Annotated in this window: 40 protein-coding genes and 1 pseudogene; 7 read left to right on the top strand and 34 right to left on the bottom strand. The window is 45.3% G+C overall.

The window, feature by feature from the left end; all coding sequences use genetic code 11:
• Window positions 1-573: 573 nt before the first annotated feature.
• From L5M17_RS21895 to L5M17_RS21880, 4 genes are read right to left on the bottom strand one after another with little or no spacing between them, the layout of a single operon-like run.
• Window positions 574-1,161 carry a TlpA family protein disulfide reductase gene (locus L5M17_RS21895; protein ID WP_113941593.1) on the bottom strand — a complete coding sequence of 196 codons (588 nt, stop codon included), beginning with the start codon at window positions 1,159-1,161 and terminating at the stop codon, window positions 574-576.
• On the bottom strand, window positions 1,158-1,637 hold the full coding sequence (gene nrfF, locus L5M17_RS21890) for a heme lyase NrfEFG subunit NrfF (protein WP_105251045.1): 480 nt from the start codon (window positions 1,635-1,637) through the stop codon (window positions 1,158-1,160). Before nrfF ends, L5M17_RS21895 begins: the two co-directional genes overlap by 4 nt.
• A complete protein-coding gene (locus L5M17_RS21885) occupies window positions 1,634-2,188 on the bottom strand; it encodes a DsbE family thiol:disulfide interchange protein (protein ID WP_105251044.1) in 555 nt (184 codons plus the stop codon). Before L5M17_RS21885 ends, nrfF begins: the two co-directional genes overlap by 4 nt.
• An 11-nt stretch (window positions 2,189-2,199) precedes the next feature.
• Entirely contained in the window at window positions 2,200-4,179 is a 1,980-nt protein-coding gene (locus L5M17_RS21880; RefSeq protein WP_263149156.1) for a heme lyase CcmF/NrfE family subunit, read from the bottom strand.
• Window positions 4,180-4,579: 400 nt separating this feature from the next.
• Between L5M17_RS21880 and ccmI the strand changes: the two genes are divergently transcribed.
• Complete coding sequence (ccmI, locus tag L5M17_RS21875; protein ID WP_263149158.1) at window positions 4,580-5,830, top strand: c-type cytochrome biogenesis protein CcmI; 1,251 nt, start codon at window positions 4,580-4,582, stop codon at window positions 5,828-5,830.
• 61 nt (window positions 5,831-5,891) lie between these two features.
• On the opposite strand, the gene L5M17_RS21870 is transcribed toward ccmI, so the two are convergent.
• Complete coding sequence (locus L5M17_RS21870; protein WP_105251041.1) at window positions 5,892-6,191, bottom strand: c-type cytochrome; 300 nt, start codon at window positions 6,189-6,191, stop codon at window positions 5,892-5,894.
• Between the two features lie 318 nt (window positions 6,192-6,509).
• Here L5M17_RS21870 and ccmA point away from each other — a divergent pair, with 318 nt between their 5' ends.
• The 6 genes from ccmA (at window position 6,510) to L5M17_RS21840 (ending at window position 10,438) form a co-directional block, all read left to right on the top strand.
• On the top strand, window positions 6,510-7,160 hold the full coding sequence (ccmA, locus tag L5M17_RS21865; RefSeq protein ID WP_131525727.1) for a cytochrome c biogenesis heme-transporting ATPase CcmA: 651 nt from the start codon (window positions 6,510-6,512) through the stop codon (window positions 7,158-7,160).
• Window positions 7,161-7,171: 11 nt separating this feature from the next.
• Window positions 7,172-7,858 (top strand): heme exporter protein CcmB, encoded by a 687-nt coding sequence (gene ccmB, locus L5M17_RS21860; protein ID WP_006079706.1) that lies wholly within the window; start codon window positions 7,172-7,174, stop codon window positions 7,856-7,858.
• Window position 7,859: 1 nt separating this feature from the next.
• Window positions 7,860-8,606 (top strand): heme ABC transporter permease, encoded by a 747-nt coding sequence (locus tag L5M17_RS21855; protein WP_105251039.1) that lies wholly within the window; start codon window positions 7,860-7,862, stop codon window positions 8,604-8,606.
• On the top strand, window positions 8,606-8,806 hold the full coding sequence (gene ccmD, locus L5M17_RS21850; protein ID WP_105253042.1) for a heme exporter protein CcmD: 201 nt from the start codon (window positions 8,606-8,608) through the stop codon (window positions 8,804-8,806). Before L5M17_RS21855 ends, ccmD begins: the two co-directional genes overlap by 1 nt.
• Window positions 8,803-9,291, top strand: coding sequence for a cytochrome c maturation protein CcmE (gene ccmE, locus L5M17_RS21845; protein WP_105251038.1), 489 nt, complete (start codon window positions 8,803-8,805; stop codon window positions 9,289-9,291). The genes ccmD and ccmE overlap by 4 nt, the downstream gene beginning before the upstream one ends.
• A 133-nt stretch (window positions 9,292-9,424) precedes the next feature.
• Window positions 9,425-10,438, top strand: a complete 1,014-nt coding sequence (locus tag L5M17_RS21840; protein ID WP_263149154.1) for an ABC transporter substrate-binding protein — start codon at window positions 9,425-9,427, stop codon at window positions 10,436-10,438.
• A 57-nt stretch (window positions 10,439-10,495) separates the two neighbouring features.
• On the opposite strand, the gene rplQ is transcribed toward L5M17_RS21840, so the two are convergent.
• The 29 genes and pseudogenes from rplQ to tuf form a co-directional block, all read right to left on the bottom strand.
• Window positions 10,496-10,891: a 50S ribosomal protein L17 gene (gene rplQ, locus L5M17_RS21835; protein WP_263149153.1), complete on the bottom strand. Its 396-nt coding sequence runs from the start codon at window positions 10,889-10,891 to the stop codon at window positions 10,496-10,498.
• 40 nt (window positions 10,892-10,931) lie between these two features.
• A complete protein-coding gene (locus L5M17_RS21830) occupies window positions 10,932-11,921 on the bottom strand; it encodes a DNA-directed RNA polymerase subunit alpha (protein ID WP_006083574.1) in 990 nt (329 codons plus the stop codon).
• Between the two features lie 24 nt (window positions 11,922-11,945).
• Entirely contained in the window at window positions 11,946-12,566 is a 621-nt protein-coding gene (rpsD, locus tag L5M17_RS21825) for a 30S ribosomal protein S4 (protein WP_006083575.1), read from the bottom strand.
• 32 nt (window positions 12,567-12,598) lie between these two features.
• Window positions 12,599-12,991: a 30S ribosomal protein S11 gene (rpsK, locus tag L5M17_RS21820; protein ID WP_006083577.1), complete on the bottom strand. Its 393-nt coding sequence runs from the start codon at window positions 12,989-12,991 to the stop codon at window positions 12,599-12,601.
• Between the two features lie 15 nt (window positions 12,992-13,006).
• On the bottom strand, window positions 13,007-13,363 hold the full coding sequence (gene rpsM, locus L5M17_RS21815) for a 30S ribosomal protein S13 (protein WP_011787581.1): 357 nt from the start codon (window positions 13,361-13,363) through the stop codon (window positions 13,007-13,009).
• Window positions 13,364-13,480: 117 nt separating this feature from the next.
• Window positions 13,481-13,594 (bottom strand): 50S ribosomal protein L36, encoded by a 114-nt coding sequence (rpmJ, locus tag L5M17_RS21810; protein WP_006083579.1) that lies wholly within the window; start codon window positions 13,592-13,594, stop codon window positions 13,481-13,483.
• 21 nt (window positions 13,595-13,615) lie between these two features.
• Complete coding sequence (secY, locus tag L5M17_RS21805) at window positions 13,616-14,956, bottom strand: preprotein translocase subunit SecY (RefSeq protein ID WP_007644459.1); 1,341 nt, start codon at window positions 14,954-14,956, stop codon at window positions 13,616-13,618.
• A 7-nt stretch (window positions 14,957-14,963) separates the two neighbouring features.
• The gene (gene rplO / locus L5M17_RS21800) at window positions 14,964-15,398 is read right to left on the bottom strand and encodes a 50S ribosomal protein L15 (RefSeq protein ID WP_006083581.1); all 435 of its coding nucleotides are present in this window, start codon (window positions 15,396-15,398) and stop codon (window positions 14,964-14,966) included.
• Window positions 15,399-15,401: 3 nt separating this feature from the next.
• Window positions 15,402-15,584, bottom strand: coding sequence for a 50S ribosomal protein L30 (rpmD, locus tag L5M17_RS21795; RefSeq protein ID WP_006083582.1), 183 nt, complete (start codon window positions 15,582-15,584; stop codon window positions 15,402-15,404).
• Window positions 15,585-15,590: 6 nt separating this feature from the next.
• Window positions 15,591-16,094, bottom strand: a complete 504-nt coding sequence (rpsE, locus tag L5M17_RS21790; protein WP_006083583.1) for a 30S ribosomal protein S5 — start codon at window positions 16,092-16,094, stop codon at window positions 15,591-15,593.
• Window positions 16,095-16,105: 11 nt separating this feature from the next.
• A complete protein-coding gene (gene rplR / locus L5M17_RS21785) occupies window positions 16,106-16,456 on the bottom strand; it encodes a 50S ribosomal protein L18 (RefSeq protein WP_006083584.1) in 351 nt (116 codons plus the stop codon).
• Window positions 16,457-16,466: 10 nt separating this feature from the next.
• A complete protein-coding gene (gene rplF, locus L5M17_RS21780; protein WP_105251036.1) occupies window positions 16,467-17,000 on the bottom strand; it encodes a 50S ribosomal protein L6 in 534 nt (177 codons plus the stop codon).
• Window positions 17,001-17,010: 10 nt separating this feature from the next.
• Window positions 17,011-17,403: a 30S ribosomal protein S8 gene (gene rpsH / locus L5M17_RS21775; RefSeq protein WP_006083586.1), complete on the bottom strand. Its 393-nt coding sequence runs from the start codon at window positions 17,401-17,403 to the stop codon at window positions 17,011-17,013.
• A 24-nt stretch (window positions 17,404-17,427) separates the two neighbouring features.
• The gene (gene rpsN, locus L5M17_RS21770) at window positions 17,428-17,733 is read right to left on the bottom strand and encodes a 30S ribosomal protein S14 (protein ID WP_006083587.1); all 306 of its coding nucleotides are present in this window, start codon (window positions 17,731-17,733) and stop codon (window positions 17,428-17,430) included.
• 10 nt (window positions 17,734-17,743) lie between these two features.
• On the bottom strand, window positions 17,744-18,283 hold the full coding sequence (gene rplE / locus L5M17_RS21765; RefSeq protein ID WP_006083588.1) for a 50S ribosomal protein L5: 540 nt from the start codon (window positions 18,281-18,283) through the stop codon (window positions 17,744-17,746).
• Window positions 18,284-18,295: 12 nt separating this feature from the next.
• Entirely contained in the window at window positions 18,296-18,610 is a 315-nt protein-coding gene (gene rplX / locus L5M17_RS21760; RefSeq protein ID WP_006083589.1) for a 50S ribosomal protein L24, read from the bottom strand.
• 11 nt (window positions 18,611-18,621) lie between these two features.
• On the bottom strand, window positions 18,622-18,990 hold the full coding sequence (gene rplN / locus L5M17_RS21755) for a 50S ribosomal protein L14 (RefSeq protein ID WP_006083590.1): 369 nt from the start codon (window positions 18,988-18,990) through the stop codon (window positions 18,622-18,624).
• Window positions 18,991-19,170: 180 nt separating this feature from the next.
• Window positions 19,171-19,419: a 30S ribosomal protein S17 gene (gene rpsQ / locus L5M17_RS21750; RefSeq protein ID WP_006083591.1), complete on the bottom strand. Its 249-nt coding sequence runs from the start codon at window positions 19,417-19,419 to the stop codon at window positions 19,171-19,173.
• Window positions 19,419-19,610 carry a 50S ribosomal protein L29 gene (gene rpmC / locus L5M17_RS21745; protein ID WP_006083592.1) on the bottom strand — a complete coding sequence of 64 codons (192 nt, stop codon included), beginning with the start codon at window positions 19,608-19,610 and terminating at the stop codon, window positions 19,419-19,421. Before rpmC ends, rpsQ begins: the two co-directional genes overlap by 1 nt.
• Window positions 19,610-20,020, bottom strand: a complete 411-nt coding sequence (gene rplP / locus L5M17_RS21740) for a 50S ribosomal protein L16 (protein ID WP_006083593.1) — start codon at window positions 20,018-20,020, stop codon at window positions 19,610-19,612. Before rplP ends, rpmC begins: the two co-directional genes overlap by 1 nt.
• A gap of 11 nt (window positions 20,021-20,031) precedes the next feature.
• Window positions 20,032-20,724, bottom strand: coding sequence for a 30S ribosomal protein S3 (gene rpsC, locus L5M17_RS21735; RefSeq protein WP_006083594.1), 693 nt, complete (start codon window positions 20,722-20,724; stop codon window positions 20,032-20,034).
• A 9-nt stretch (window positions 20,725-20,733) separates the two neighbouring features.
• The gene (rplV, locus tag L5M17_RS21730; protein ID WP_006083595.1) at window positions 20,734-21,066 is read right to left on the bottom strand and encodes a 50S ribosomal protein L22; all 333 of its coding nucleotides are present in this window, start codon (window positions 21,064-21,066) and stop codon (window positions 20,734-20,736) included.
• Between the two features lie 15 nt (window positions 21,067-21,081).
• Entirely contained in the window at window positions 21,082-21,360 is a 279-nt protein-coding gene (gene rpsS / locus L5M17_RS21725) for a 30S ribosomal protein S19 (protein ID WP_006083596.1), read from the bottom strand.
• A 14-nt stretch (window positions 21,361-21,374) separates the two neighbouring features.
• Window positions 21,375-22,199 (bottom strand): 50S ribosomal protein L2, encoded by an 825-nt coding sequence (gene rplB / locus L5M17_RS21720; RefSeq protein WP_006083597.1) that lies wholly within the window; start codon window positions 22,197-22,199, stop codon window positions 21,375-21,377.
• A gap of 16 nt (window positions 22,200-22,215) precedes the next feature.
• Window positions 22,216-22,518, bottom strand: a complete 303-nt coding sequence (gene rplW, locus L5M17_RS21715) for a 50S ribosomal protein L23 (RefSeq protein ID WP_025008843.1) — start codon at window positions 22,516-22,518, stop codon at window positions 22,216-22,218.
• Window positions 22,518-23,123, bottom strand: a complete 606-nt coding sequence (gene rplD, locus L5M17_RS21710; protein ID WP_113941598.1) for a 50S ribosomal protein L4 — start codon at window positions 23,121-23,123, stop codon at window positions 22,518-22,520. The genes rplW and rplD overlap by 1 nt, the downstream gene beginning before the upstream one ends.
• Window positions 23,124-23,140: 17 nt before the next feature.
• Window positions 23,141-23,779 (bottom strand): 50S ribosomal protein L3, encoded by a 639-nt coding sequence (gene rplC / locus L5M17_RS21705; RefSeq protein WP_006083600.1) that lies wholly within the window; start codon window positions 23,777-23,779, stop codon window positions 23,141-23,143.
• Between the two features lie 30 nt (window positions 23,780-23,809).
• A complete protein-coding gene (rpsJ, locus tag L5M17_RS21700) occupies window positions 23,810-24,121 on the bottom strand; it encodes a 30S ribosomal protein S10 (RefSeq protein WP_006083601.1) in 312 nt (103 codons plus the stop codon).
• Between the two features lie 334 nt (window positions 24,122-24,455).
• Window positions 24,456-24,711: pseudogene (gene tuf / locus L5M17_RS21695) on the bottom strand (elongation factor Tu); the annotation flags it as partial.

Raw genomic sequence — 24,711 nt, 5'->3', positions numbered from 1 at the left:
TGCATGTGTTAGGCCTGCCGCCAGCGTTCAATCTGAGCCATGATCAAACTCTTCAATTAAAGTTTTGTTGCTTCAGTCTTGCGACTTCAGCGGCTCAATGAATTCTGATTTTTTTGTTTCTCGCTAAAGAAACAAACTGTACATATTGCTATGAACACTCATTGTTACATTGATTTAAATTTTTGACTGCCAACCCGAAGGCTAAGCAGTTTCGATTAACTCAACACCTGTGAGTGTCCACACAGATTTCTTGTTTTATCTTGTTAAAGAGCAACTCAACCTCATAAGAGAAGGTGAGTACCACACTGAGCGTCGAACGCTTCCAGTTGGCTAGGGCTGAGTATTCTACGCATTTTCCGTTTCACGTCAAGGAGTTTTTGCAAACTTTCTCAACACTCATCAATCAGTAAACACATCGATGAACTGTCACACCAGCCTGCTTAACGCTGCCTGCCGTGTCAGTGGATGCGCATTATAGGCAGTGAAACTTTTTGTGCAAGGGCTTTTTAAATGAAAAAAGATCGCATGGCGATCTTTTAAACAGCGGCGATTATTTTACATGCAAAGTGCCCATTAATTGGGCTTTTTGCTGCCTTTATCGATAAAACCTTGGATTAGCGAGACGGCTTTTACGTCATCCCAATCAACATAGGATCGAACAAAGGCAATTAATTGACCCTGTTGATCAAGAATAAAGGTCGCAGGAATCGTGTCGAGCGGAAAAACGTTCCCAAGACTTTGTGGTTGATCGTAGTAAGAGTTGAAATTCGCCATACCCAATGAACTTAAGAACGGCTGAACCTGCTGCTTACCTTCTGCATCAATAGAGATAGGCAGCACGACAAAATCTTCAGTCTTGAACTTAGTTGCTAACCTTTCGATTGCAGGCAACTCTCTGACACATGGCGGACACCAAGTCGCCCACATGTTAACCATAATGATCTTGCCTTTAAATTGGCTGAAGTCGATAGCTTTACCATCGACATCATTAAAGGCAACAGGCTCAATAGGAAAAGTCTTTGGCAGTACATTAATCAAATCAACCGTTGATTCCATCGGTTTAGCCGTTTGCTGCATACCAGGGTACGCATGCGCGACCCCAGCAACAAATACCGAAAGAATGGATGACAACATGAATGCCGTTATGACTTTATGCTTCATTTTGTATTGCGCTTTAGCAAGGTATCTAACTCGCGCTGATCTTCTGCGCTAATTTCGTTCGGCACATTACCGCCAATACGTTGCTTACGAATGAAGATGAATCCAATCACTAGACCCAGAAGTAATAAACCAATAGGACCTAACCAGAGAATGTAGGTCTTGGTTTCCATCTTAGGTTTATAGAGAACAAACTCACCATAACGACTGGTCATAAACTCGATGATCTCATCATCCCCTTTTCCTTCGTCAACCATCTTGAATACCTCAAGACGCAGATCTCGAGCAACGGGTGAATTGGAGTCGATCAAATTTTGGTTTTGACACTGTGGACAACGTAGTTCATGGGCCAAAGACAAACCGCGCTTTTGATTTTCAGGTGACTTGAATTCGTAAGTATCAACTGGTGTTGCCATGACAGCGGTCGTCATGCTGAACATCAGCACTAGACCACCTATGATTTTTATCAGCGTTCTCATGCTGCGCCATCCTTCGCTGCTTCAGCTTGTAATTGTTGGATCATAGGGTAAAGGGTTTCACTCCATACACGTTGGTCAATTGGACCTGCATAACGGAAACGGATAATACCGTTGTGATCAACAATAAAACTCTCTGGAGCACCATAAACGCCAAGATCTAATCCTAAACGCCCATCTTTATCATAAATATTAACGTTGTAGGGATCGCCCTGACGTTTTAACTCTTCTAACGCAGGAACACGCTCATCACGATAGTTGATCCCGTAAATTGGCAAAAGATTTTTACGTTTTAGCATCACTAAGAAAGGATGCTCATATTTACAAGATGGACACCACGTCGCCCATACGTTAAGTAATGATACCTTACCTTTTAATTGCTCATTCGTTATTATCTCAGCCGGTGTTTCTAGGCGTTCCAGTTGGAAAGCCGGAATAGGCTTCCCTTCCAGTGCTGAATCCAATTGCTGCGGATTCAGAAATAACCCTTTATATAGAAACACCCCCATGGCGAGAAATATGACCAATGGGATAAACAGAACCAACTTCTTCATACATTCCCCAATTATTGAGCCGTTGCCAATTTTGCCTTTTCGGCCAAAGGCGCGACGGCTGCAGTGACTTTCGCACGGTAACGTTTATCCGATGCAGCGAAGAATCCACCTATCATCATGAAAATTGCCCCAAACCATAACCAACGCACGAACGGCTTATAGTTTAAACGAACCGCAAATTCAGTGCTGGTAATAGGATCGCCCATAGTCACGTACAAGTCACGGAATAGACCCCAGTCAATACCGGCTTCTGTCATATCCATAGTTCGCACATTATATTGACGACGATCGGGTTTTAGTAATGTCAGTAGCTCATCGCCCTTGTAGATCTCTATCTGTCCCTGCTGTGCAGTGTAGTTAGGACCCACGACGTTTTTGGTCTCGAGATACTTAAAAGTATAACCGGCGAGCTCTTGGCTTACACCAGGTCCCATACGAACACTTTTCTCAATCGAGTAATTTGACACCATAGTGGCACCAATCACAGAAACGGCAATACCGAGATGCGCGAAGATCATACCAAGCTGACTACGGCCCATGCGACTGATGCTGATATCACCTTCTTTCGACTTGACCATGTTATAGGCCGCTCTTGCGGTAGCCAGAATAATCCAAGCCGCGGCTGCAATACCAAAGGTAACCCAAATATTGAATACACCATCGACGATAAAAGGCGTCACAATACCGATAACAGCAGCAATCATTGCTGGGATCAATAGCTGACGCTTAAGCTCGCCCGCTTTCGATTTTTTCCAACGAATAATTGGACCAATACCCATAAAGCCAAATAGCACTAATACGATAGGCACGAACACCGCATTAAAGTATGGGGGTCCAACAGAGATTTTACCCATGCCAAGCGCGTCGATGAGCAATGGATATAATGTACCCAATAGTACCGTACCTGCGGCAACCGTCAGTAGCACGTTACATACTAAGAGCATTGTTTCTTTAGACTTAAGCTCGAAACGGGCAGGACTACTCATTTCACTGGCACGTAAAGCAAACAGTGTTAATGAACCGCCAACCGCTAAACCAAGTAACAACAGGATGAACATACCGCGGCTTGGATCGGCTGCGAATGAATGCACTGAGGTTAATACACCAGAGCGAACAATAAAGGTACCAAGCAAACTTAAAGAGAAAGCGAAAATAGACAGTAATACAGTCCAGTTACGGAAGGCGCCGCGTTTCTCAGTCACAATCAAAGAGTGAACAAGCGCAGTACCCACTAACCAAGGCATAAAAGAGGCGTTCTCAACAGGATCCCAGAACCACCAACCGCCCCAGCCTAATTCATAATAAGCCCACCAAGATCCTAGTGCGATACCGCCCGTAAGGAAGGTCCAAGCAGCCAATGTCCATGGACGAGTCCAACGAGCCCATGCAGAATCGAGACGGCCGCTCATCAGCGCAGCAATCGCAAATGCAAAGCTTACAGAGAAGCCCACATAACCCAAGTACAACATAGGAGGATGGAAGATTAATCCCACGTCCTGCAGCATTGGATTTAAGTCACGACCTTCGGCTGGGATCGGGAATAAACGTTCAAATGGGCTAGATGTGAGTAGCATAAACAAACTAAAGCCAATCACAATAAGAGCCAATACTGCCAGCACACGGGCAGTAAACACTTCTTCTAAACCTTTGCTAAACAAGGCAACCGCAGCCGCCCAAGTTGATAAAGCAAACACCCAAAATAACAGTGACCCTTCATGACCGCCCCATACGGCCGAGATCTTAAAGAAGATAGGTAACTGAGAATTTGAATGATGTGCCACATAGGCGACCGAGAAATCATCGACGGCAAAACTATAAGCCAGCACGACAACAGATAAGGTAATAAAAAAGAACATTCCGTACGTTAATGGCCAAGCGTACCTAACAAGGTATTGGTCTTTTCTGGCAACACCTATTAGGGGGACGCTGATTAATAAGAAGGCAAAAGCCACCCCTATTATCAACGCAAAGTGTCCAAGTTCTGGGATCATGGGTTTTCCTCAGTCTTCAATAATATGTTGATTTAGAAAGACTCTATCTCAACGCACAACATGCTATTCACGCAAATGCACGAAATTTTGCTCATTTTAGTATTTGCTATTGTTCCTGTCTGCCTCTTTCGTACAAAACTGGGTTACTTGTCTCATTCTCAATTTTAGAGGTCGATGAAAGTCACGGAAGAGGCTCAGTTCTGCATGTGACCGACAAATGACACTTAAGTTTCATACAAAATTTACAAGAAGAATCAATTTGTGAACCAGTGCCCAACTATAAGCTTTCAGCACTGGGATTACCTTATATTACTGTTCAATGAACAATCTTTACGTATAATCTTGCTTCCAAGCCTAGCGGTTACTCCGCTTTCTGCAAACTAAAGTGAATATAGAAACAATGACGACATTTTGGATTTTTATTGCGCTTGTTATGTTAGTCGGCCTGATGCTGATTTGGATCCCGCACTTCAGACAGCAAAAATTGCTGAAAACGGAAGAAGCTGGAGTTCGTAAACAAACGAACCTTGAATTGTTCAATGAGCGCTTAGGCGTTCTTGAAAAAGAATTAAGTGAAGAGCTACTCGATCAAGCCGAATTTGATGCATTGAAGAAAGAACTGGAAATCAGTCTACTCCAAGACATCAAACAAGCGAGCGATGATTCACTGGTCAACCAAATAAAGCCAAAGACGATTCTGTGGCCGTCGATCATGTCAGTTTGTTTGATTGTTATCTCAGGCTATCTCTATCAACACTTAGGTGCCTTCGAGAATATTGATAGTGCTCAACAACCTGCGAATCCACATGCAGGAATGGATACGGCTCAAATCATGATGCAACGCGTGCAGATGATGGAAGCTCAAGTTAAAGCCGAGCCAGAAAACAGCCAACTGTGGTTTAGCTTAGGTCATGCTTATGTATCAGCAAACCAATACGATAAAGCGATTGCGGCTTTCGATAAAGTAATCGAATTAGTCGGAAAGCATGCAGAATTGCTCGGTCCAAAAGCAACGGCGATGTATTACAAAGCGGGTCAACAAATGACACCGCAAATCCAAGCTCTTATCGATGAGTCCTTAGCTATGGATGCCCAAGATCCTTCAACGCTACTGCTCGTGGGTATGGATGCTTTCTTTACTGCTGACTACAAGAAAGCCATCACCTCTTGGCAAACGATTTTAGATAGCGGTCGTGCCGACGTTGATCGTGCAGCTCTTATGAATGCAATCGAAACCGCTAACTTACGCATGCAGTCGGAAACCGCTGGCATGCCAAATGATGATGCACATAAGCAAGTCAAAGCGAGTGCTAAATCGGTCAATGTCACTATATCTATCTCTGCAGAACTTGCGGCTAAAGCCAGTCCAGAAGACACCATTTTCATCTTTGCCCGTGCAACTGAAGGACCTAAAGTCCCATTAGCTGCAACCAAAGTCAGTGCTAAGTCTTTCCCGATTACAGTGACATTAGATGACAGCAGCGGTATGGGTGGTGATGTGAAGTTAAGCGATGCAGCCAATGTGGAAGTGATTGCTGTACTCTCTAAACAAGGTAATATCAAACCGCAAACGGGTGATATTCAAGGCAAGATCAGTAAAGTCGCCGTAGGCGATACAGCGAACCTAGTACTTGATACTCAAGTGCAATAAATCGCAGTTAATTGCAGATATAAAAAAACCGGCTTTCGCCGGTTTTTTTATATCTGAAGAATTACTTAGCTGTAGACATAAATTTGATAGCAGCTTTGTAATCATCATCAGTACAATCAGTACACATACCGCCTGGTGGCATAGCATTCAGACCGGTTTTCACACTCTTCACTAGAGCGTCAACACCCTTAGCTAAGCGTGGTTCCCATTCTGCAGCGTTGTGTACTTTTGGAGCACCAGCAACACCCATACTGTGGCATACGGTACATGCCTTATTATAAATAGCCTCAGCATCTTGAGCTGAAGCGTTAACTGACATAGTCAAAGCAGCGACAGCAGTCATTGCTAACAGTTTTTTCATGTTCAATGTTCCTAATGCAAATACGTACAAAGCTCGGCGCCGCCCTTACTTAGGCAGACTCATTATAGCCGACTAAGATTACTACAAACTTCAAGAAATCTCATCTTTTTGTGATTAGAATCTCAACACAAAATGAATCAGGCGACAAGGATGACAAATTCGTTAATATATTAGCAAGTCGTAAAAAAGTTCGATAAATATTGCGGTTATTGGAACCACATCATATTGCTGACATCTAGTGCAAACCAAGAGTAAACCCCCAATAACGTTTGTGTTAGAATGACTTGTGTTTCCTTCCGGCTTGAGATAGAGGGTTCAGTGACAAATATAACTAAAGAAACCACATTAGTGTCAGCCAGCAAGCTGACCTGTATCCGCGAAGAACGTATCCTTTTTGATGAGTTAAGTTTTGATATAAATGCCGGTGACATTGTTCAGATTGAAGGCCCTAACGGCGCAGGCAAGACCAGTTTATTACGCATATTGGCGGGCCTTTCTCGCCCCTATGCCGGACAAACTTTTTACATTAATGAAGACATAAACCGTTGCCGCGATGAATACAATGAAGACCTCTTGTATTTAGGCCATTTAGCTGGCGTGAAATGCGAGCTGACTGCCGAAGAAAACCTTAATTTCAATTTAAGAATCAGTGGTTATGATGACTTTGATACGTCAGAGATTTTAGCCAAAGTCAATTTAACGGGCTTTGAAGAAGCTCTCGCGGGGCATTTATCCGCAGGCCAGCATCGCAGAACAGCGCTATCAAGATTGTGGCATAGCAACTGTAAAATTTGGATCCTTGACGAACCTTTTACTGCAATCGATAAAAAAGGCGTCGAAGAACTGGAGCAGTTATTTATTCAGCATGCGGATAATGGTGGCTGTGTGATCCTCACAACTCACCAAGATATGGGCATTATCACAGATGATAGGCTTCGTAAAATTCGTCTCGATTATCGCTTCATATAAGGTCAGGCTCAATGAAAAGAGGCATCAGTTTTACCCAAGCATTTTTCACCTTGCTGCAGCGAGATCTTAAAATTGCTATTCGCCACCGCGGCGACATTTTTAACCCACTGCTATTTTTTATTATGGTCGTTACCTTGTTTCCGCTGGGAATTGGACCAGAGCCGCAAATGTTAGCACGTGTGGCACCGGGGATTATTTGGGTCGCCGCATTATTAGCATCAATGTTGTCACTTGAAAGGCTTTTCAAAGCCGACTTTAGTGATGGTAGCTTAGAACAAATGCTATTAAGTCCACAGCCATTAGCCATTCTCGTATTAGCTAAAGTGTTAGCCCACTGGATTTTAACTGGTGTGCCACTGATTATTATCGCACCACTGTTAGCGGTATTACTCAATCTAGACGGCAACAGCTACGGTGCGTTAATTTCGACGCTTGCGCTAGGCACGCCAGTATTGTCGCTGTTAGGTGCTATTGGTGTGGCATTAACCGTCGGTCTAAGGAAAGGCGGCGTATTACTCAGCTTACTTATTTTGCCCCTATATATCCCAGTACTCATTTTTGCAACGAGTGCCATAGACGCGGCAGGAATGAATTTACCCTATGATGGTCAGCTCGCTATAATAGGCGCTATGCTGGTCGGATCGTTAACCTTAGCACCTTTTGCAATTGGTGCATCTCTGCGAGTGAGTACTAACTAAAATGTGGAAATGGTTACACCCTTACGCGGATCCTGAACGCGCATATAAATTATCAGGAACGTTATTTCCATGGTTTGCGATCTTAGCCGGTCTATTGATTGCTGTTGGCACTACATGGGGACTCGTCTTCGCGCCGACGGATTACCAGCAGGGTGATAGCTACCGTATTATCTTTATCCATGTTCCTGCCGCGTCTATGTCAATGGCGGCTTATATGGGTATGGCAACAGCGGCCTTTATCGGTCTAGTTTGGCAAATAAAACTTGCCGACTGGGCTGCAGCATCTATTGCTCCCATTGGTGCAGTAATAACCTTTATCGCACTCTTTACCGGAGCAGCATGGGGTAAACCTATGTGGGGTGCTTGGTGGGTATGGGATGCACGCTTAACTTCTGAGCTGGTATTACTATTCCTATATCTAGGTGTGATCTCGCTCTATGCCTCATTTGAGGATAAAGTGCTCGCAGCTCGTGCAGCAGGGATCTTAGCGATCGTCGGTGTGATCAATATTCCTATCATCAAATACTCAGTTGAATGGTGGAGCTCATTACATCAACCGTCGACAATACGCATTACCGAGAAATCGACAATGTCGACAGAAATGCTCTATCCACTGTTAATTAACATACTGGGCTTCGGTCTTATGATTGGCGCCATCACTATTGTTCGCTTTAGAGCAGAAATTTTAGCAAGAAATGGCATGCGCCCTTGGGTTCGTGAACTAGCTAAAGCGGAGGAGGTCAAATGATGCAATTCGATTCAATCAGTGATTTTTTTAATATGGGCGGCTATGCATTCTATGTATGGCTATCCTACGGAGTGACCTTCTTCTGCCTCTCTACGCTCATCATTACCAGCGCACGCCAAAAGCGTAAGGTGTTAATTGATATCGCGAAGAAGATGGATAGAGAAGAACGCCTAAAAGAAACCAGGAGTACTAAATCGTGAACCCAAGACGCAAAAAAAGACTGACATTAGCTGTAGCATTAATCGGTGGCGTTGCTGCGATTACTTCGCTTTTGCTCTATGCGCTGAACTCCAACTTGAACTTATTCTATACTCCGTCTGAAATTGTCCACGGCAAGACAGACACTGGCGTAAAACCTGAAATTGGCCAACGTATTCGTGTCGGCGGTATGGTGACGGTAGGTTCTATGGTGCGAGATCCCAAAAGCTTGCATGTCGAATTTGCAGTACATGACTCCCTCGGCGGTGAAGTACTGGTCACTTATGACGACCTATTGCCCGATCTTTTCCGTGAAGGACAAGGCATTGTTGCTCAGGGTGTACTGGGTGCTGATGGCAAACTAGAAGCTACTGAAGTACTGGCCAAGCATGATGAAAACTACATGCCACCAGAAGTTGCTGAAGCCATGGGCCAAAAGCACGAAAAGTTAGATTATAGCCAGCAAAAGGCACCAGATACTAAGTAGGTTATTGATGGATCAGCAATAGCGTACAAACTAAGCCTCCTAGCTTAATAACTAGTGAGGCTTTTTTATTATCTCAATATGCACAATTAAAGGTGGACTATACTCTAGGCAGCGCCAATACCTAAGACTGCATATGATTCAAATAAGACAACTAAACTCTAGTTTGCAACACATTCTAAGCTTCCTCATTATCTGCTTGATAGGTCTCTCTCAGGAAGCCAATGCTGCTAAAGTTGTTGTTATCGAAAGCTACCATCATAGCTATCAATGGGACCAAGAATACTATCAAGCGATTTATGACACGCTCAGCCCTCACCACGATGTTAGTTATTTCGAGATGGATACCAAACGCTTACCCCAAGAGGAATTTGCTGAACGGGCTGACTTAGCATGGAAATACATTCAACAACAAGCACCTCAATTGGTTATTCTTGCCGATGATAATGCGGTTAATCTCTTACACCAGCGCCTAAATGACAGCCTAATCCCAGTAGTCTATTTAGGGGTGAACATGAATCCTAGAGAATATCATCTCAATGAACACAAACGCTTCACAGGCGTCATTGAGAGACCACTACTACGACGTTCACTACTGCTCATTCAACGTTTACTACCGCAAACTGTGCATAGAAAAATCTTAGTTCTATTCGACCAAGGAGTCACCTCTGACTCAGCGGCTGAATACATCAGTAAACAACACTCAAGCATGTTAGGCGATATCGAAGTCAATTTAGTGCAATTATCACAGCTAACGGATTGGCGGCGGAATGTATTGACCGCGAAGGAACAGGGTTATAACGCTATAGTCGTGGCGCTATACCACACAGTTAGAGATGCAGATAATCGCTCAGTAGATGCAGATCAGATCCTAAAATGGATATCTGAACATACTCCGGTACCGAATTTTGGGTTTTGGGGATTTAGTGTCTCTGCTGAAGGCAATATTGGCGGCTATGTTCTCGATGGCTATCATCATGGCAAGATTGCAGCGAATATGGCAACAAAAATACTCGGCGGCGAGAAACCCGAAAATATTTTCCCAGTAACAGATGATCTTGGAAAATACATGTTTAGCCAGAAAGGCTTAGCTAAATGGAATATCGTCCTCCCAAAAGAAATCGAGAAAACCACACTTTGGGTAAAATAGTAAAAAAGGCATAAAAAAGCCGGGCTAATGCCCGGCTTTTTAAAAGTGTAACCTTAATTACTCAGCAGCTTCAACATCAACAGCTTGAGCAGCTTCTGGGCGACCAACTAGCTCGATGTAAGCCATAGGGGCTTTATCACCAGCACGTAAACCGCACTTAAGGATACGGGTATAGCCACCAGGACGTTCCTGGTAACGTGGACCCAACTCAGTAAATAACTTACCAACGACTTCAGCGTCGCGAATACGTGCAAACGCTAAACGACGGTTTGCAACGCTGTCACTCTTAGCAAGTGTTATCAGAGGCTCAACTACGCGACGCAGTTCTTTCGCTTTAGCCACAGTTGTCTTGATTATCTCATGACGAACTAGTGAACCGGCCATGTTGCGAAACATGGCTTGGCGATGACTGCTGTTACGGTTTAGTTGACGACCACTCTTACGATGGCGCATGACCTAATCCTTATAACCTAAATCTGTACAAACCTGAGACTTATAGGTCGTCTGCTAAACTAGCTGGAGGCCAGTTTTCCAAACGCATACCTAACGACAGTCCGCGAGAAGCTAAAACATCCTTAATTTCAGTAAGAGATTTCTTACCTAAGTTCGGGGTTTTCAGCAACTCAACTTCAGTGCGCTGTACCAGATCTCCGATGTAATGAATCGCTTCGGCTTTCAAGCAGTTAGCCGAACGTACAGTTAGCTCTAAATCGTCGACAGGACGCAGCAGAATCGGATCGAATTCCGGTTTCTCTTCTTTCAGCTCTGGCTCAGTCACGTCACGTAACTCTACAAACGCATCTAGCTGTTCAGCCAGAATAGTTGCAGAACGACGGATAGCTTCCTCAGGATCGATAGTACCGTTTGTGGTCATATCAATAACGAGTTTATCTAAGTCAGTACGCTGTTCTACACGTGCTGCTTCTACATTGTAGGCAATACGTGCAACTGGCGAGAAAGAAGCATCAACCAGCAAGCGGCCGATTGGGCGATCATCGTCTTCGGTCTGTGCACGAGCAGATGCTGGTACATAACCACGACCACGCTCAACGCGAATACGCATGCTGATATCATTGTTACCTGTCAGATGACAGATAATATGATCAGGATTCACGATAGTGACATCACCATCATGCGTGATATCTGCTGCGATGACAGGGCCTGCGCCGGACTTGCTCAACGTAAGCATAGCCTCGTCTTTACCCTCGATGGTCACTGCTAACCCTTTCAGGTTTAACAAGATCTCAAGGATATCTTCTTGAACGCCTTCCTTACTGCTGTATTCGTGCAGTACACCGTCAATCTCGACTTCGGTAACCGCGCAGCCGGGCATAGACGACAATAGGATGCGACGCAACGCGTTACCTAAAGTGTGGCCGAAACCACGCTCAAGTGGTTCCAATGTAACCTTGGCACGTGTTGAGTTAACCTGCTCGATATCAACGAGACGCGGTTTAAGAAATTCTGTAACAGAACCCTGCATTGTGTCCTCTCTTGTTTGTTAGCCTTACTTAGAGTAAAGCTCGACGATCAGCTGTTCGTTAATTTCCGCAGACAAATCGCTACGTTCTGGAACGCGCTTGAAAGCACCTTCCATTTTCGCGTTGTCGACTTCAACCCATGTAGGCTTCTCGCGTTGAGCTGCCACTTCTAAAGCCGCTTTAATACGAGCTTGAGTACGTGACTTCTCGCGGATGCTCACAACATCATTCGCAGACACTTTGAATGATGGAATGTTAACAACACGACCGTTAACCATAATAGATTTATGGCTTACTAGCTGACGTGATTCTGCACGAGTTGCACCGAAGCCCATACGATAAACAACGTTATCAAGACGGGTTTCTAAAAGCTGAAGCAGGTTTTCACCTGTGTTGCCTTTAGTACGTGCAGCATCTTTGTAATAGTTACGGAATTGTTTTTCTAACACACCGTAAATACGACGAACTTTTTGTTTTTCGCGTAACTGAGTACCGTACTCTGACAAACGTGGCTTACGAGCGCCATGTTGTCCAGGTGCAGTTTCCAGTTTACACTTTGAATCGATTGCTCTCACACCGCTTTTTAAGAAAAGGTCTGTACCTTCTCGGCGGCTGAGCTTGAGCTTGGGACCCAAGTATCTTGCCATGATCTTTCTCCAACTATCCTAATGAAACGGCGTTATACACGACGCTTTTTAGGAGGACGACAACCATTATGAGGGATCGGCGTCACATCGGTAATGTTGGTAATTTTATAACCAACAGCGTTCAGCGCACGAATGGCTGACTCACGACCTGGACCTGGACCCTTCACAAACACTTCAAGGTTTTTTAAACCGTAGTCTTGAGCAGCAGCACCTGCACGCTCAGCAGCCACCTGTGCAGCAAATGGAGTAGATTTACGTGAACCACGGAAACCTGAACCACCTGAAGTAGCCCATGACAACGCATTACCTTGACGATCTGTAATGGTGACAATAGTGTTGTTGAAAGAAGCATGGATATGAGCCATGCCATCTGCAACCTGTTTACGTACGCGCTTACGCGGAGAACGTGACGGAACTTTAGCCATTGCTTTACCTTCCCGTTACTTTCTAATAGGTTTACGTGGACCTTTACGCGTACGCGCATTGGTCTTAGTACGTTGCCCACGGAGAGGCAGGCTACGGCGATGGCGGAGACCACGATAACAACCAAGATCCATAAGACGCTTGATGTTCATTGAAATCTCACGACGTAAGTCACCTTCTACTAGGTATTTGGCGACTTCTTCGCGTAGTGTGTCTATTTGAGCTTCGCTCAATTCCTTGATCTTAGCAGTTTCAGCGATTGCTGTAGCCGCGCAGATTGCTCTAGCGCGAGTACGGCCGATGCCGAAAATTGCAGTCAATGCGATGACTGTATGCTTTTGATCAGGAATGTTAATGCCAGCGATACGGGCCACTATGCACTCCTTAAAGTTAAAGGCCAACTGCGAAAAGCCCGAAAGGATACTCGACAGTCGACAGATTTGCAAACAAAATTTTGTTCAGCCCAATTCATGGGCTGAACAAATTACTTTTTAGCCTTGACGCTGTTTGTGTTTTGGTTCAACACAGATAACGCGTACAACGCCACTACGCTTGACGATCTTGCAATTACGGCAGATCTTCTTCACGGAAGCTCGAACTTTCATTTCATCACTCCGTAAAGCTACTTAGCGACCAAAGCGATCTAAATTCGCTTTGTTAACTAGGTTAGCTTTCTTCATCACAGACTCATACTGATGAGACATCATATGCGTCTGAACCTGAGCCATGAAGTCCATGATTACGACTACCATAATTAGTAGTGAAGTACCGCCGAAATAGAACTGTACTTTCCACGCAATTAACATGAACTCCGGAATTAAGCAGATAAAGGTTATGTATAACGCGCCTGCCAATGTCAAACGGGTCATAACTTTATCAATGTAACGCGAAGTCTGTTCTCCAGGACGGATCCCAGGGATGAATGCACCACTCTTCTTCAAGTTATCTGCTGTTTCACGTGGGTTAAACACCAACGCAGTATAGAAGAAACAGAAAAAGATAATCGCTGTTGCATATAATAATGAGTAAAGCGGTTGTCCAGGTGACACAGCCAGTGAAAAATCACTTAACCATGACATGGACTCATTTTGACCGAACCACTGAGCCAGTGTTCCAGGAAACAAAATGATGCTTGACGCAAAAATTGGCGGAATAACACCTGCCATGTTTATTTTCAGCGGTAGATGGGTACTTTGCGCAGCGAACACCTTACGGCCTTGCTGACGCTTAGCATAGTTAACGACGATACGACGCTGACCACGTTCCACAAACACTACAAAATAAGTCACTGCAAACACAATTACCGCGAGCAACAACAATACTAACACATTCAAGTCACCTTGACGCGCCTGCTCAGCCGTTTGGCCGATAGCGGAAGGTAATCCAGCAACAATACCTGCGAAAATCAAAATCGAGATACCATTACCTATACCACGTTCGGTAATTTGCTCACCTAGCCACATAAGGAACATAGTTCCTGTCACTAAGCTCACAACCGCAACAAAATAGAATCCAAATCCAATGTTGACCACAAGGCCTGGCACTAAGTTTGGTAACCCGGTTGCAATACCGACCGACTGGAATGTACCCAGCACTAAGGTACCCCATCTGGTATATTGACTGATTTTCTTACGTCCTGATTCGCCTTCTTTTTTCAATTCAGCGAGTGCAGGATGTACGACAGTCAACAGTTGCATGATAATCGATGCCGAAATGTACGGCATAATACCTAATGCAAAGATAGAGGCACGCTCAAGGGCACCACCCGAGAACATGTTAAACATGCCAAGGATGGTTCCACTTTGCTGAGCAAACAGCTCTGCTAATACAGCTGCGTCAATACCAGGAATTGGCACAAACGAACCGGCTCTAAAGACGATAATCGCACCAATCACGAACAGGAGGCGAGCTTTCAATTCAGAAAGTCCACCTTTCGCGCTTTTTAAATCAAGTCCTGGTTTTGCCATCGACGTATTATTCCTCGATCTTACCGCCGGCAGCTTCAATAGCTGCACGTGCACCTTTGGTTACCTTCAGACCTTTAACAGTCACAGGGCGCTCAATGGTACCTGAAAGAACAATTTTCGCAAACTGGATGTTGCGAGTTATTACGTTCGCATCTTTCAGAGCGTTTAAGTCGATAACATCACCGTTAACTTTTGCCAGTTCGAGTACACGAACTTCAGCTGTTACCATAGCGCGACGCGAGGTAAAACCAAATTTAGGTAAACGGATTTTAAGTGGCATTTGACCACCTTCGAATCCTGGGCGTACACCGCCACCAGAGCGAGACTTTTGGCCTTTATGACCACGACCCGCTGTTTTACCTAGACCTGAGCCCATACCACGGCCTACACGCTTTGGTGCATGCTTAGAGCCTGCAGCTGGAGATAGAGTATTTAAACGCATCTATTAATCCTCCACCTTAACCATGTAGTAGACCTTGTTGATCATACCGCGAACAGAAGGAGTATCTTCTAATTCAACAGTGTGACCAATGCGACGCAAACCAAGACCCGTTAGGGTTGCACGGTGCTTCGGTAAACGACCGATACCGCTTTTAGTTTGAGTAACTTTTACAGTTTTAGTTGCCATGGTGCATTACCCCCGAATTTCGTCAACATTCAGGCCACGCTTAGCTGCGATTTGCGAAGGTGACTTCATGTGCACCAATGCATCGACAGTCGCGCGAACGATGTTGATCGGGTTAGTAGAACCGTATGCTTTTGACAGAACGTTATGCACGCCTGCTACTTCCAATACGGCACGCATTGCGCCACCGGCAATAATACCAGTACCTTGTGATGCAGGTTGCATGTACACAAGTGAACCAGTATGACGACCTTTAACTGGGTGATGCAGAGTACCTGCATTCAACTCAACGGTCACAATGTTACGACGAGCTTTTTCCATCGCTTTTTGAATCGCGGCTGGAACTTCACGTGCTTTGCCATAGCCATAGCCAATCTTACCGTTACCGTCACCCACTACTGTCAGTGCTGTGAAGCTAAAGATACGACCGCCCTTAACTACTTTAGAAACACGATTAACTGCAATTAATTTCTCTTGCAGATCGTCTTTTTGCTGAGCTTCTAATTTAGCCATTTTATAACCCCTTAGAACTTCAGGCCAGCTTCACGAGCTGCATCTGCTAAAGCAGCTACACGACCGTGATACTTGAAACCAGAACGATCGAACGCAACTGAAGTTACGCCTTTTTCGATCGCGCGCTCAGCAACAAATTTACCTACTGCTTTCGCTGCGTCTACGTTACCGGTACTCTTCAGTAGCTCTTTAACCGCTTTTTCTACGGTTGAAGCAGCTGCCAACACCTGAGCTTCAGGATTGATCACCTGAGCATAAATGTGACGCGGTGTACGATGTACAACCAGACGGTTCACGCCCAGCTCTTGGATCTTCTTACGAGCGCGAGTAGCGCGACGTAAGCGAGATGTTTTCTTATCCATATCGCGTTACCTACTTCTTCTTAGCCTCTTTACGGCGTACTACTTCGTCGTCATAGCGAACACCTTTGCCTTTGTATGGCTCTGGTGGACGGTATCCGCGAATCTCAGCAGCGACTTGGCCAATTAACTGTTTATCAACGCCACGTAGGACGATGTCAGTTTGGCTAGGGCACTCTGCAGTAACGCCTGCGGGCAGTTTGTGTACTAACGGATGAGAGAAACCTAAAGTAAGGTCAATATCAGCACCGACGAGTTTCGCACGGTAACCAACGCCAACTAACTTTAACTTACGCTCAAAACCTTGAGATACACCAACAACCATGTTGTTTACTAATGCACGAGTTGTACCAGCCTGTGCCCAAGCGTTAACAACGCCTTCAACAGGGAGGAACTTAACTACGCCGGCTTCAATAACAACATTGACCGCATTGTTGATCACTCGAGTCAGACTACCTTTTCCGCCTTTGACGGTAAGGGTCTGTTCGTTCAAGGTCACCTCTACGCCAGCTGGAATAGATACTGGTGCTTTTGCTACACGAGACATTCCTAGCTCCTTAAGCTACGTAGCAGATAACCTCGCCACCCATGCCTGCAAGGCGGGCGGCACGATCAGTCATCAAGCCTTTAGAAGTGGACACAATTGCGACACCCAGACCGCCCATCACCTTTGGAAGTTCGTTTTTACCTTTGTAAATACGAAGACCAGGGCGACTTACACGCTGGATAGTCTCAACGACTGGTTGGCCTTGGAAATACTTTAAAGTAACTTCCAGTTCAGGCTTGGCTTCATCTGCTACGGCGTAATCAGCAATATAACCTTCATCTTTAAGTAGTTTCGCAATTGCGACTTTCAACTTAGCTGAAGGCATCTTCACTGATACGTGGTTAGCAGCTTGGCCGTTACGAATACGGGTTAACATATCCGCAATAGGATCTTGCATGCTCATATTAGCTTACTCCGTGACAAGTGCTTACCAGCTGGCCTTACGCAGGCCAGGAACTTCACCACGCATGGTTGCTTCACGTAATTTGATACGGCTTAAGCCGAATTTACGTAAGAAGCCATGAGGGCGACCAGTTTGATTACAACGATTGCGTTGACGCGCAGCGCTGGAATCACGTGGTAGAGCTTGCAGCTTAAGAACCGCATCCCAACGATCTTCGTCAGAAGAAGCTGGACTTGCAATGATAGTCTTAAGAGCCGCACGCTTTTCAGCGTACTTGGCCACGAGCTGTGCACGTTTAGCTTCACGTGCTTTCATTGATGTTTTTGCCATTACGCTACCCTTATTTCTTGAATGGGAAGTTAAAAGCGTCTAACAAAGCACGACCTTCTTCATCATTCTTCGCAGTAGTAGTGATAACAATATCCATACCACGAATCTTATCGATTTTATCGTAATCGATTTCTGGGAAGATGATCTGCTCACGCACGCCCATTGCGTAGTTACCACGGCCGTCAAACGCTTTAGCGCTTAAGCCACGGAAGTCACGAATACGTGGGATTGCGATATCGACTAAACGCTCTAAGAATTCCCACATACGCTCACCGCGTAGGGTCACTTTACAGCCAATAGGGTAGCCTTCACGGATTTTAAAACCAGCAACTGACTTACGAGCTACAGTCACAACTGGCTTTTGACCAGCGATTGCAGTCATATCACGGACAGCATGGTCCATGATTTTCTTGTCTGCAACAGCTTCGCCAACACCCATGTTCAGGGTGATTTTCTCAATCCGAGGGACTTGCATGACACTGGTATAACCGAACTTTTTAGCAAGTTCAGCGACAACAGTCTCTTGGTATTTATCATGCAGTTTCGCCATCGTTTACTCCAATTACTTAACGAGTTCACTGTTCGATTTGAAGAAACGAACTTTTTTGCCGTCTTCAAAGCGGAAACCAACGCGATCAGCTTTGCCAGTGGCAGAGTTGAAAATCGCTACATTTGATGCTTGTATCGGTGCTTCTTTCTCAACAATACCGCCAGCTACGCCCAATTGTGGGTTTGGCTTTTGGTGTTTTTTGACAAGATTGATGCCTTCAACAATCAATTTACCAGTAGGAAGGACTTGAGAAACTTTTGCACGTTTACCCTTGTCTTTACCTGCTAATACAATCACTTCGTCTTCACGACGTATTTTAGCTGCCATTTTGAAGCTCCTTACAGTACTTCTGGTGCCAGCGAGACAATTTTCATAAATTGCTCATTACGCAATTCACGTGTCACTGGTCCAAAGATACGAGTACCAATCGGCTGCAGGTTGTTGTTCAAAAGAACAGCTGCATTCCGATCGAAGCGAATGACAGAACCGTCTGGACGACGTACGCCTTTCTTAGTACGGACTACCACCGCGTTATACACATCGCCTTTCTTCGCTTTAGCGCGAGGAATCGCTTCTTTAACAGAAACTTTGATGATGTCGCCGATACCGGCATAACGACGATGAGAGCCACCCAAGACCTTAATACACTGAACTCTGCGTGCGCCGCTGTTACAAGCAACGTCAAGAGTCGATTGCATTTGGATCATTTTAAGTGCTCCGCTATCGTTACTACACAATTCCCACTATGGGACAATAAAAACACTCATTTTTGCTATTAATTTAGTCAAAAATGGCGCGCAAATATAACACCATAAAAGTGGAATGTATAGTATTAAAAAACAAACGGCCCCACATTCTGGAGCCGTTTACCTAAATACCTAATTAACTTAGGCCTTTGATACTACTTCAACCAGGGTCCAAGACTTAGTCTTAGACAAAGGACGACATTCGCGAATCGCTACTAAATCGCCTTCATTGCACTGATTCGTTTCGTCATGTGCATGGATCTTTGTCGTACGCTTAATGTATTTCCCATAAATTGGGTGTTTCACTTGGCGTTCGATAGCAACAGTAATGGACTTGTCCATTTTGTTGCTAGTTACACGACCCTGCAAAGTACGGATTTTATCAGACATTATGCACCCGCCTTAGAAGTAATAATGGTCTTAACGCGCGCAATGTTACGGCGCACCAATTTCAGTTGATTAGTCTGAGTCAACTGACCAGTGGCGTGTTGCATACGCAGGTTGAACTGCTCACGCAGCAGACCAAGTAGTTCAGCGTTCAGTTCTTCAACGCTCTTTTCTCTCAGTTCGCTCGCTTTCATTACATCACCGTCTTAGTTACGAAGGTAGTCTTAATTGGAAGCTTGGCAGCAGCCAAAGCAAACGCTTCACGAGCGATCACTTCAGAAACACCATTCATCTCATAAAGAACCTTACCAGGTTGAATCTGACATACCCAGTATTCAACGTTACCTTTACCTTTACCCATACGCACTTCAAGAGGCTTAGAGGTAATCGGCTTGTCCGGGAAAACTCGAATCCAAATTTGTCCCTGACGCTTAATGTGACGTGTCATGGCACGACGTGCAGATTCGATCTGACGTGCAGTTAAACGGCCACGACCGACTGCTTTCAGACCAAAAGTACCAAAGCTAACTTCGGTACCGTTCGCTAGACCGCGGTTGCGGCCTTTGAACATCTTGCGAAACTTCATACGTTTAGGTTGCAGCATTGCCGGCTCTCCTATTTACCACGAGGCTTGCGCTTAGGTTGCTGCTGCTTCGGCTCTTCAATCTGTGGCAGCATTCCGTCTAGAACTTCACCTTTGAAGATCCAAACTTTAACGCCAATCACACCGTATTGGGTGTGACTTTCAGATGTAGAATAGTCGATATCAGCACGCAAAGTATGTAAAGGTACACGACCTTCACGATACCACTCATCGCGCGCAATCTCAGCTCCGCCTAAACGGCCACTAACTTGTACTTTGATACCTTGAGCACCAATACGCATTGCGTTTTGAACTGCGCGCTTCATAGCACGACGGAACATTACGCGACGCTCTAATTGCTGTGCAATTGAGTCAGCAACTAACTTGGCATCTAGCTCAGGTTTACGGATCTCAGCGATGTTAATTTGAGCAGGAGTGCCAGCAAGTTTTGACACTGCAGCACGCAATACTTCAACGTCTTCACCTTTCTTACCGATCACAACACCTGGACGGGCAGTGTGAATGGTAACGCGGATGCTTTTCGCTGGACGCTCGATAACAATCTTAGATACTGAAGCAGCTTGTAATTTCTCTACAAGAAACTTACGCACTTCCCAGTCGCTGTTCAGGTTACTTGCGTAATCTGATTTATCTGCGTACCAGGTAGAGATCCAAGGCTTGGTGATACCCAGACGGATACCATTAGGATGTACTTTCTGTCCCATTGCTCTCTCCTAGCGATCTGATACAACCACAGTAATGTGGCTGGTACGCTTCATGATACGATCAGCGCGGCCTTTAGCACGTGGCATGATACGCTTCATAGTTGGGCCTTCATCTACGAAGACGGCTCCTACTTTAAGCTCATCAATATCCGCGCCTTCGTTGTGTTCGGCGTTTGCGATAGCTGAGTCAAGTACTTTTTTAACCAGTACGGCGGCTTTCTTGGGGCTGAAAGTCAAAATTTCGAGGGCCTTAGCAACAGGCAATCCACGAATTTGATCAGCAACCAGACGGGCCTTCTGCGCAGACGTACGGGCAAAACGATGTTTAGCTAAAACTTCCATCTTATTCCTCCCGTATTAACGCTTCTTCGCTTTCTTATCTGCAGCATGGCCGCGATAAGTGCGAGTTGGTGAAAATTCACCAAGTTTGTGGCCGATCATTTCGTCAGTTACGAACACAGGAACGTGCTGACGACCATTATGGACAGCGATGGTCAAACCAATCATATTTGGAATGATCATAGAGCGACGTGACCAAGTCTTAATAGGCTTTTTGTCACCGGCTTCCATCGCTTTCTCTACCTTCTTCAGCAAGTGCAGGTCAATGAAGGGACCTTTCTTGAGAGAACGTGGCATGGCGAATCCTCTTACTATTTATTACGACGACGTACGATGTACTTGTCAGTGCGCTTGTTACTACGAGTTTTATAACCCTTAGTTGGCACACCCCATGGAGTCACTGGGTGACGACCACCAGAAGTACGGCCTTCACCACCACCGTGTGGATGGTCTACTGGGTTCATTGCAACACCACGCACTGTAGGACGTATGCCTCTCCAGCGCTTAGCACCTGCTTTACCTAACTGGCGTAGCATGTGTTCGGCATTACCAACTTCACCAAATGTCGCGCGGCAATCAACTGGCACTTTACGCATTTCGCCAGAGCGAAGACGTAGAGTGGCATATGCGCCATCACGAGCAACAACTTGTACATAAGCACCTGCAGAACGAGCGATCTGAGCACCTTTACCAGGCTTCATTTCAACTGCGTGAACTACAGAACCTACTGGGATGTTGCGCAGTGGCATAGCGTTACCGGTTTTGATCTCGGCAGCAACACCAGACTGGATCTTATCGCCAGCTTGCATGCCTTTGGCAGCAAGAATATAACGACGCTCACCATCCGCATACAATACTAACGCGATGTTAGCAGTACGGTTTGGATCGTATTCCAGACGCTCAATCTTCGCAGGTATACCATCTTTATCGCGTTTGAAATCGATTAGACGATAATGCTGCTTATGACCACCACCTACGTGACGGACAGTGATACGGCCAGTATTGTTACGGCCACCACTTTTAGATTTTTTCGCCAACAAGCCAGCAAAAGGTTTACCCTTGTGCAGGTCAGTGTTCACCACTTTAACTACGTGGCGACGACCTGGAGAGGTTGGCTTACACTTAATAACTGCCATGATAATTCTCCTTTGCTTACTCAGCGCCGCCGACGAAATCGATGTCAGCACCAGCAGCTAGAGTCACATAGGCTTTTTTCCAATCGCTACGACGACCAGTACGGCCACCAGTGCGTTTAGTTTTGCCTTTGCTCACTAAAGTGCGAACTGAATCAACTTCAACTTCAAATAGCTTAGCAACAGCAGCTTTAATTTCAGCTTTAGTTGCATCGATAGCTACGCGGAAAACAACAGTGTTGTGCTTCTCAGCGTTCACAGTGCTCTTTTCAGAGATATGTGGAGCGAGAATAACTTTTAGCAAACGTTCTTCGCGGATCATCATGCTAGCATCTCCTCGATTTGCTTCACTGCGTCAGCAGTCACAAGCACAGTGTTGAAGGCGATCAGACTCACTGGGTCTAGACCCGCTACATCACGAACGTCAACCTTGTACAGGTTACGAGCTGCTAAGAATAAGTTCTCATCAACTTCTGCAGTCACAATCAGAACGTCTTCAAGGTTCATTGCTTTCAATTTAGCTTTCAGCTCTTTAGTTTTAGGAGCTTCAACACCGAAAGATTCAACAATAACCAAACGCTCTTGACGTACCAATTCAGACAGAATGCTTCTCAGCGCGCCGCGGTACATCTTTTTGTTAACTTTTTGGCTGTGATCTTGGGTTTTAGCAGCGAATGTTACACCACCGCCACGCCAGATTGGGCCTTTAACAGAACCAGCACGAGCACGGCCAGTTCCTTTTTGGCGCCAAGGCTTTTTGCCTGAGCCAGTTACTTCCGCACGAGTCTTTTGAGCACGAGTGCCCTGACGCGCGTTTGCAGCGTATGCTACAACTACCTGATGAACCAGTGCCTCGTTAAAGTCACGGCCGAAGGTAGTTTCGGAAACTTCAAGAGCGCTTTGCGCGTCTTTCAATACCAATTCCATTACTATCTCCTCAGACCTTAAGCTTTAACGGCAGGCTTGATAATCAAGTCGCCATTGGTAGCGCCAGGAACAGCGCCACGGACTAGTAGCAGGTTACGCTCAACATCTACACGAACAACAACTAGATTTTGAGTAGTAACACGCTCGGCACCCATATGGCCTGACATTTTTTTGCCTTTGAATACGCGACCAGGCGTTTGGTTCTGACCGATAGAACCATTCGAGCGGTGCGACAAAGAGTTACCGTGAGTCATATCTTGAGTACGGAAGTTCCAACGCTTAACGCCGCCTTGGAAGCCTTTACCTTTTGATTGACCAGTAACATCAACTTTCGCTACGTCTGCGAAAATATCAACATTTAGCTCAGCACCAACTTCAATGCCCTCGCCTTCACCGTCTACCAAACGCATTTCCCACAAACCACGACCGGCTTCAACGCCGCTCTTGGCAAAGTGACCTGCTTCTGGTTTAGTGATGCGATTGGCTTTTTTGGTGCCAGTTGTAACTTGAAGTGCACGGTAGCCGTCAGTTTCTAAAGTTTTCACTTGAGTAACACGGTTGCCTGCAACTTCAATTACAGTAACTGGTATTGAAACACCATCTTCAGTGAAGATGCGAGTCATACCAACTTTACGACCAATAAGACCGATAGCCATCTCTCAAACCTCTTCTTACTAGGATCTCAATTAACCCAAGCTAATCTGTACGTCGACACCAGCCGCAAGATCTAAACGCATTAACGCGTCAACAGTCTTTTCAGTTGGCTCTACGATGTCAACCAGGCGCTTGTGTGTACGTAATTCGTACTGGTCACGAGCATCTTTATTAACGTGCGGAGAGATCAAAATGGTATAACGCTCTTTGCGAGTAGGTAGTGGAATTGGACCACGAACCTGCGCGCCTGTACGCTTAGCAGTTTCAACGATTTCCGCTGTAGACTGATCAATTAAGCGATGATCAAATCCCTTTAAGCGGATACGGATTCTTTGGTTCTGCATTGACCAGAGCTCCTAAAATGGACATATAAAAAATCACCCTCTAGCTTCTTCAATATAGAAAAGCAGAGCGAGATGATTTAACCGTTCGACTCCCAATCGGAGCCGCTATGATAATGATTAACTTCAGCGACTAATCATTTAATTCGTCAACCTAAGTCGACGAGGGGGCCATTATACCTATCTAAATTCGGATATCAAGCCCGCTGTGTAAATAGTCATCAAATAACTATTTAACTTCAGAGTGGCGAGCATTTTACACAAATTTGTGAATAAAACCAGCCCTCAAATAAAAAAGGAAGCCGAAGCTTCCTTTTCAAACTGATTTCTATCGCAATTAAGCAATGATTTTAGCTACTACACCAGCACCAACTGTACGACCACCTTCACGGATTGCGAAGCGTAAACCTTCGTCCATCGCGATTGGGCAAATCAGAGTCACTACCATTTTGATGTTGTCGCCAGGCATTACCATCTCTACGCCTTCTGGCAGTTCGATAGTACCGGTTACGTCAGTTGTACGGAAGTAGAACTGTGGACGGTAGCCTTTGAAGAATGGAGTGTGACGTCCGCCTTCTTCTTTTGACAGAACA

This window comes from Shewanella sp. SW24 (assembly GCF_025653395.1).
In the GTDB taxonomy this organism is placed as follows: domain Bacteria; phylum Pseudomonadota; class Gammaproteobacteria; order Enterobacterales; family Shewanellaceae; genus Shewanella; species Shewanella oncorhynchi.
The sequence above is the reverse complement of the archived record's forward strand: the minus strand, read 5'-3'. Positions and strand labels throughout refer to the sequence as shown.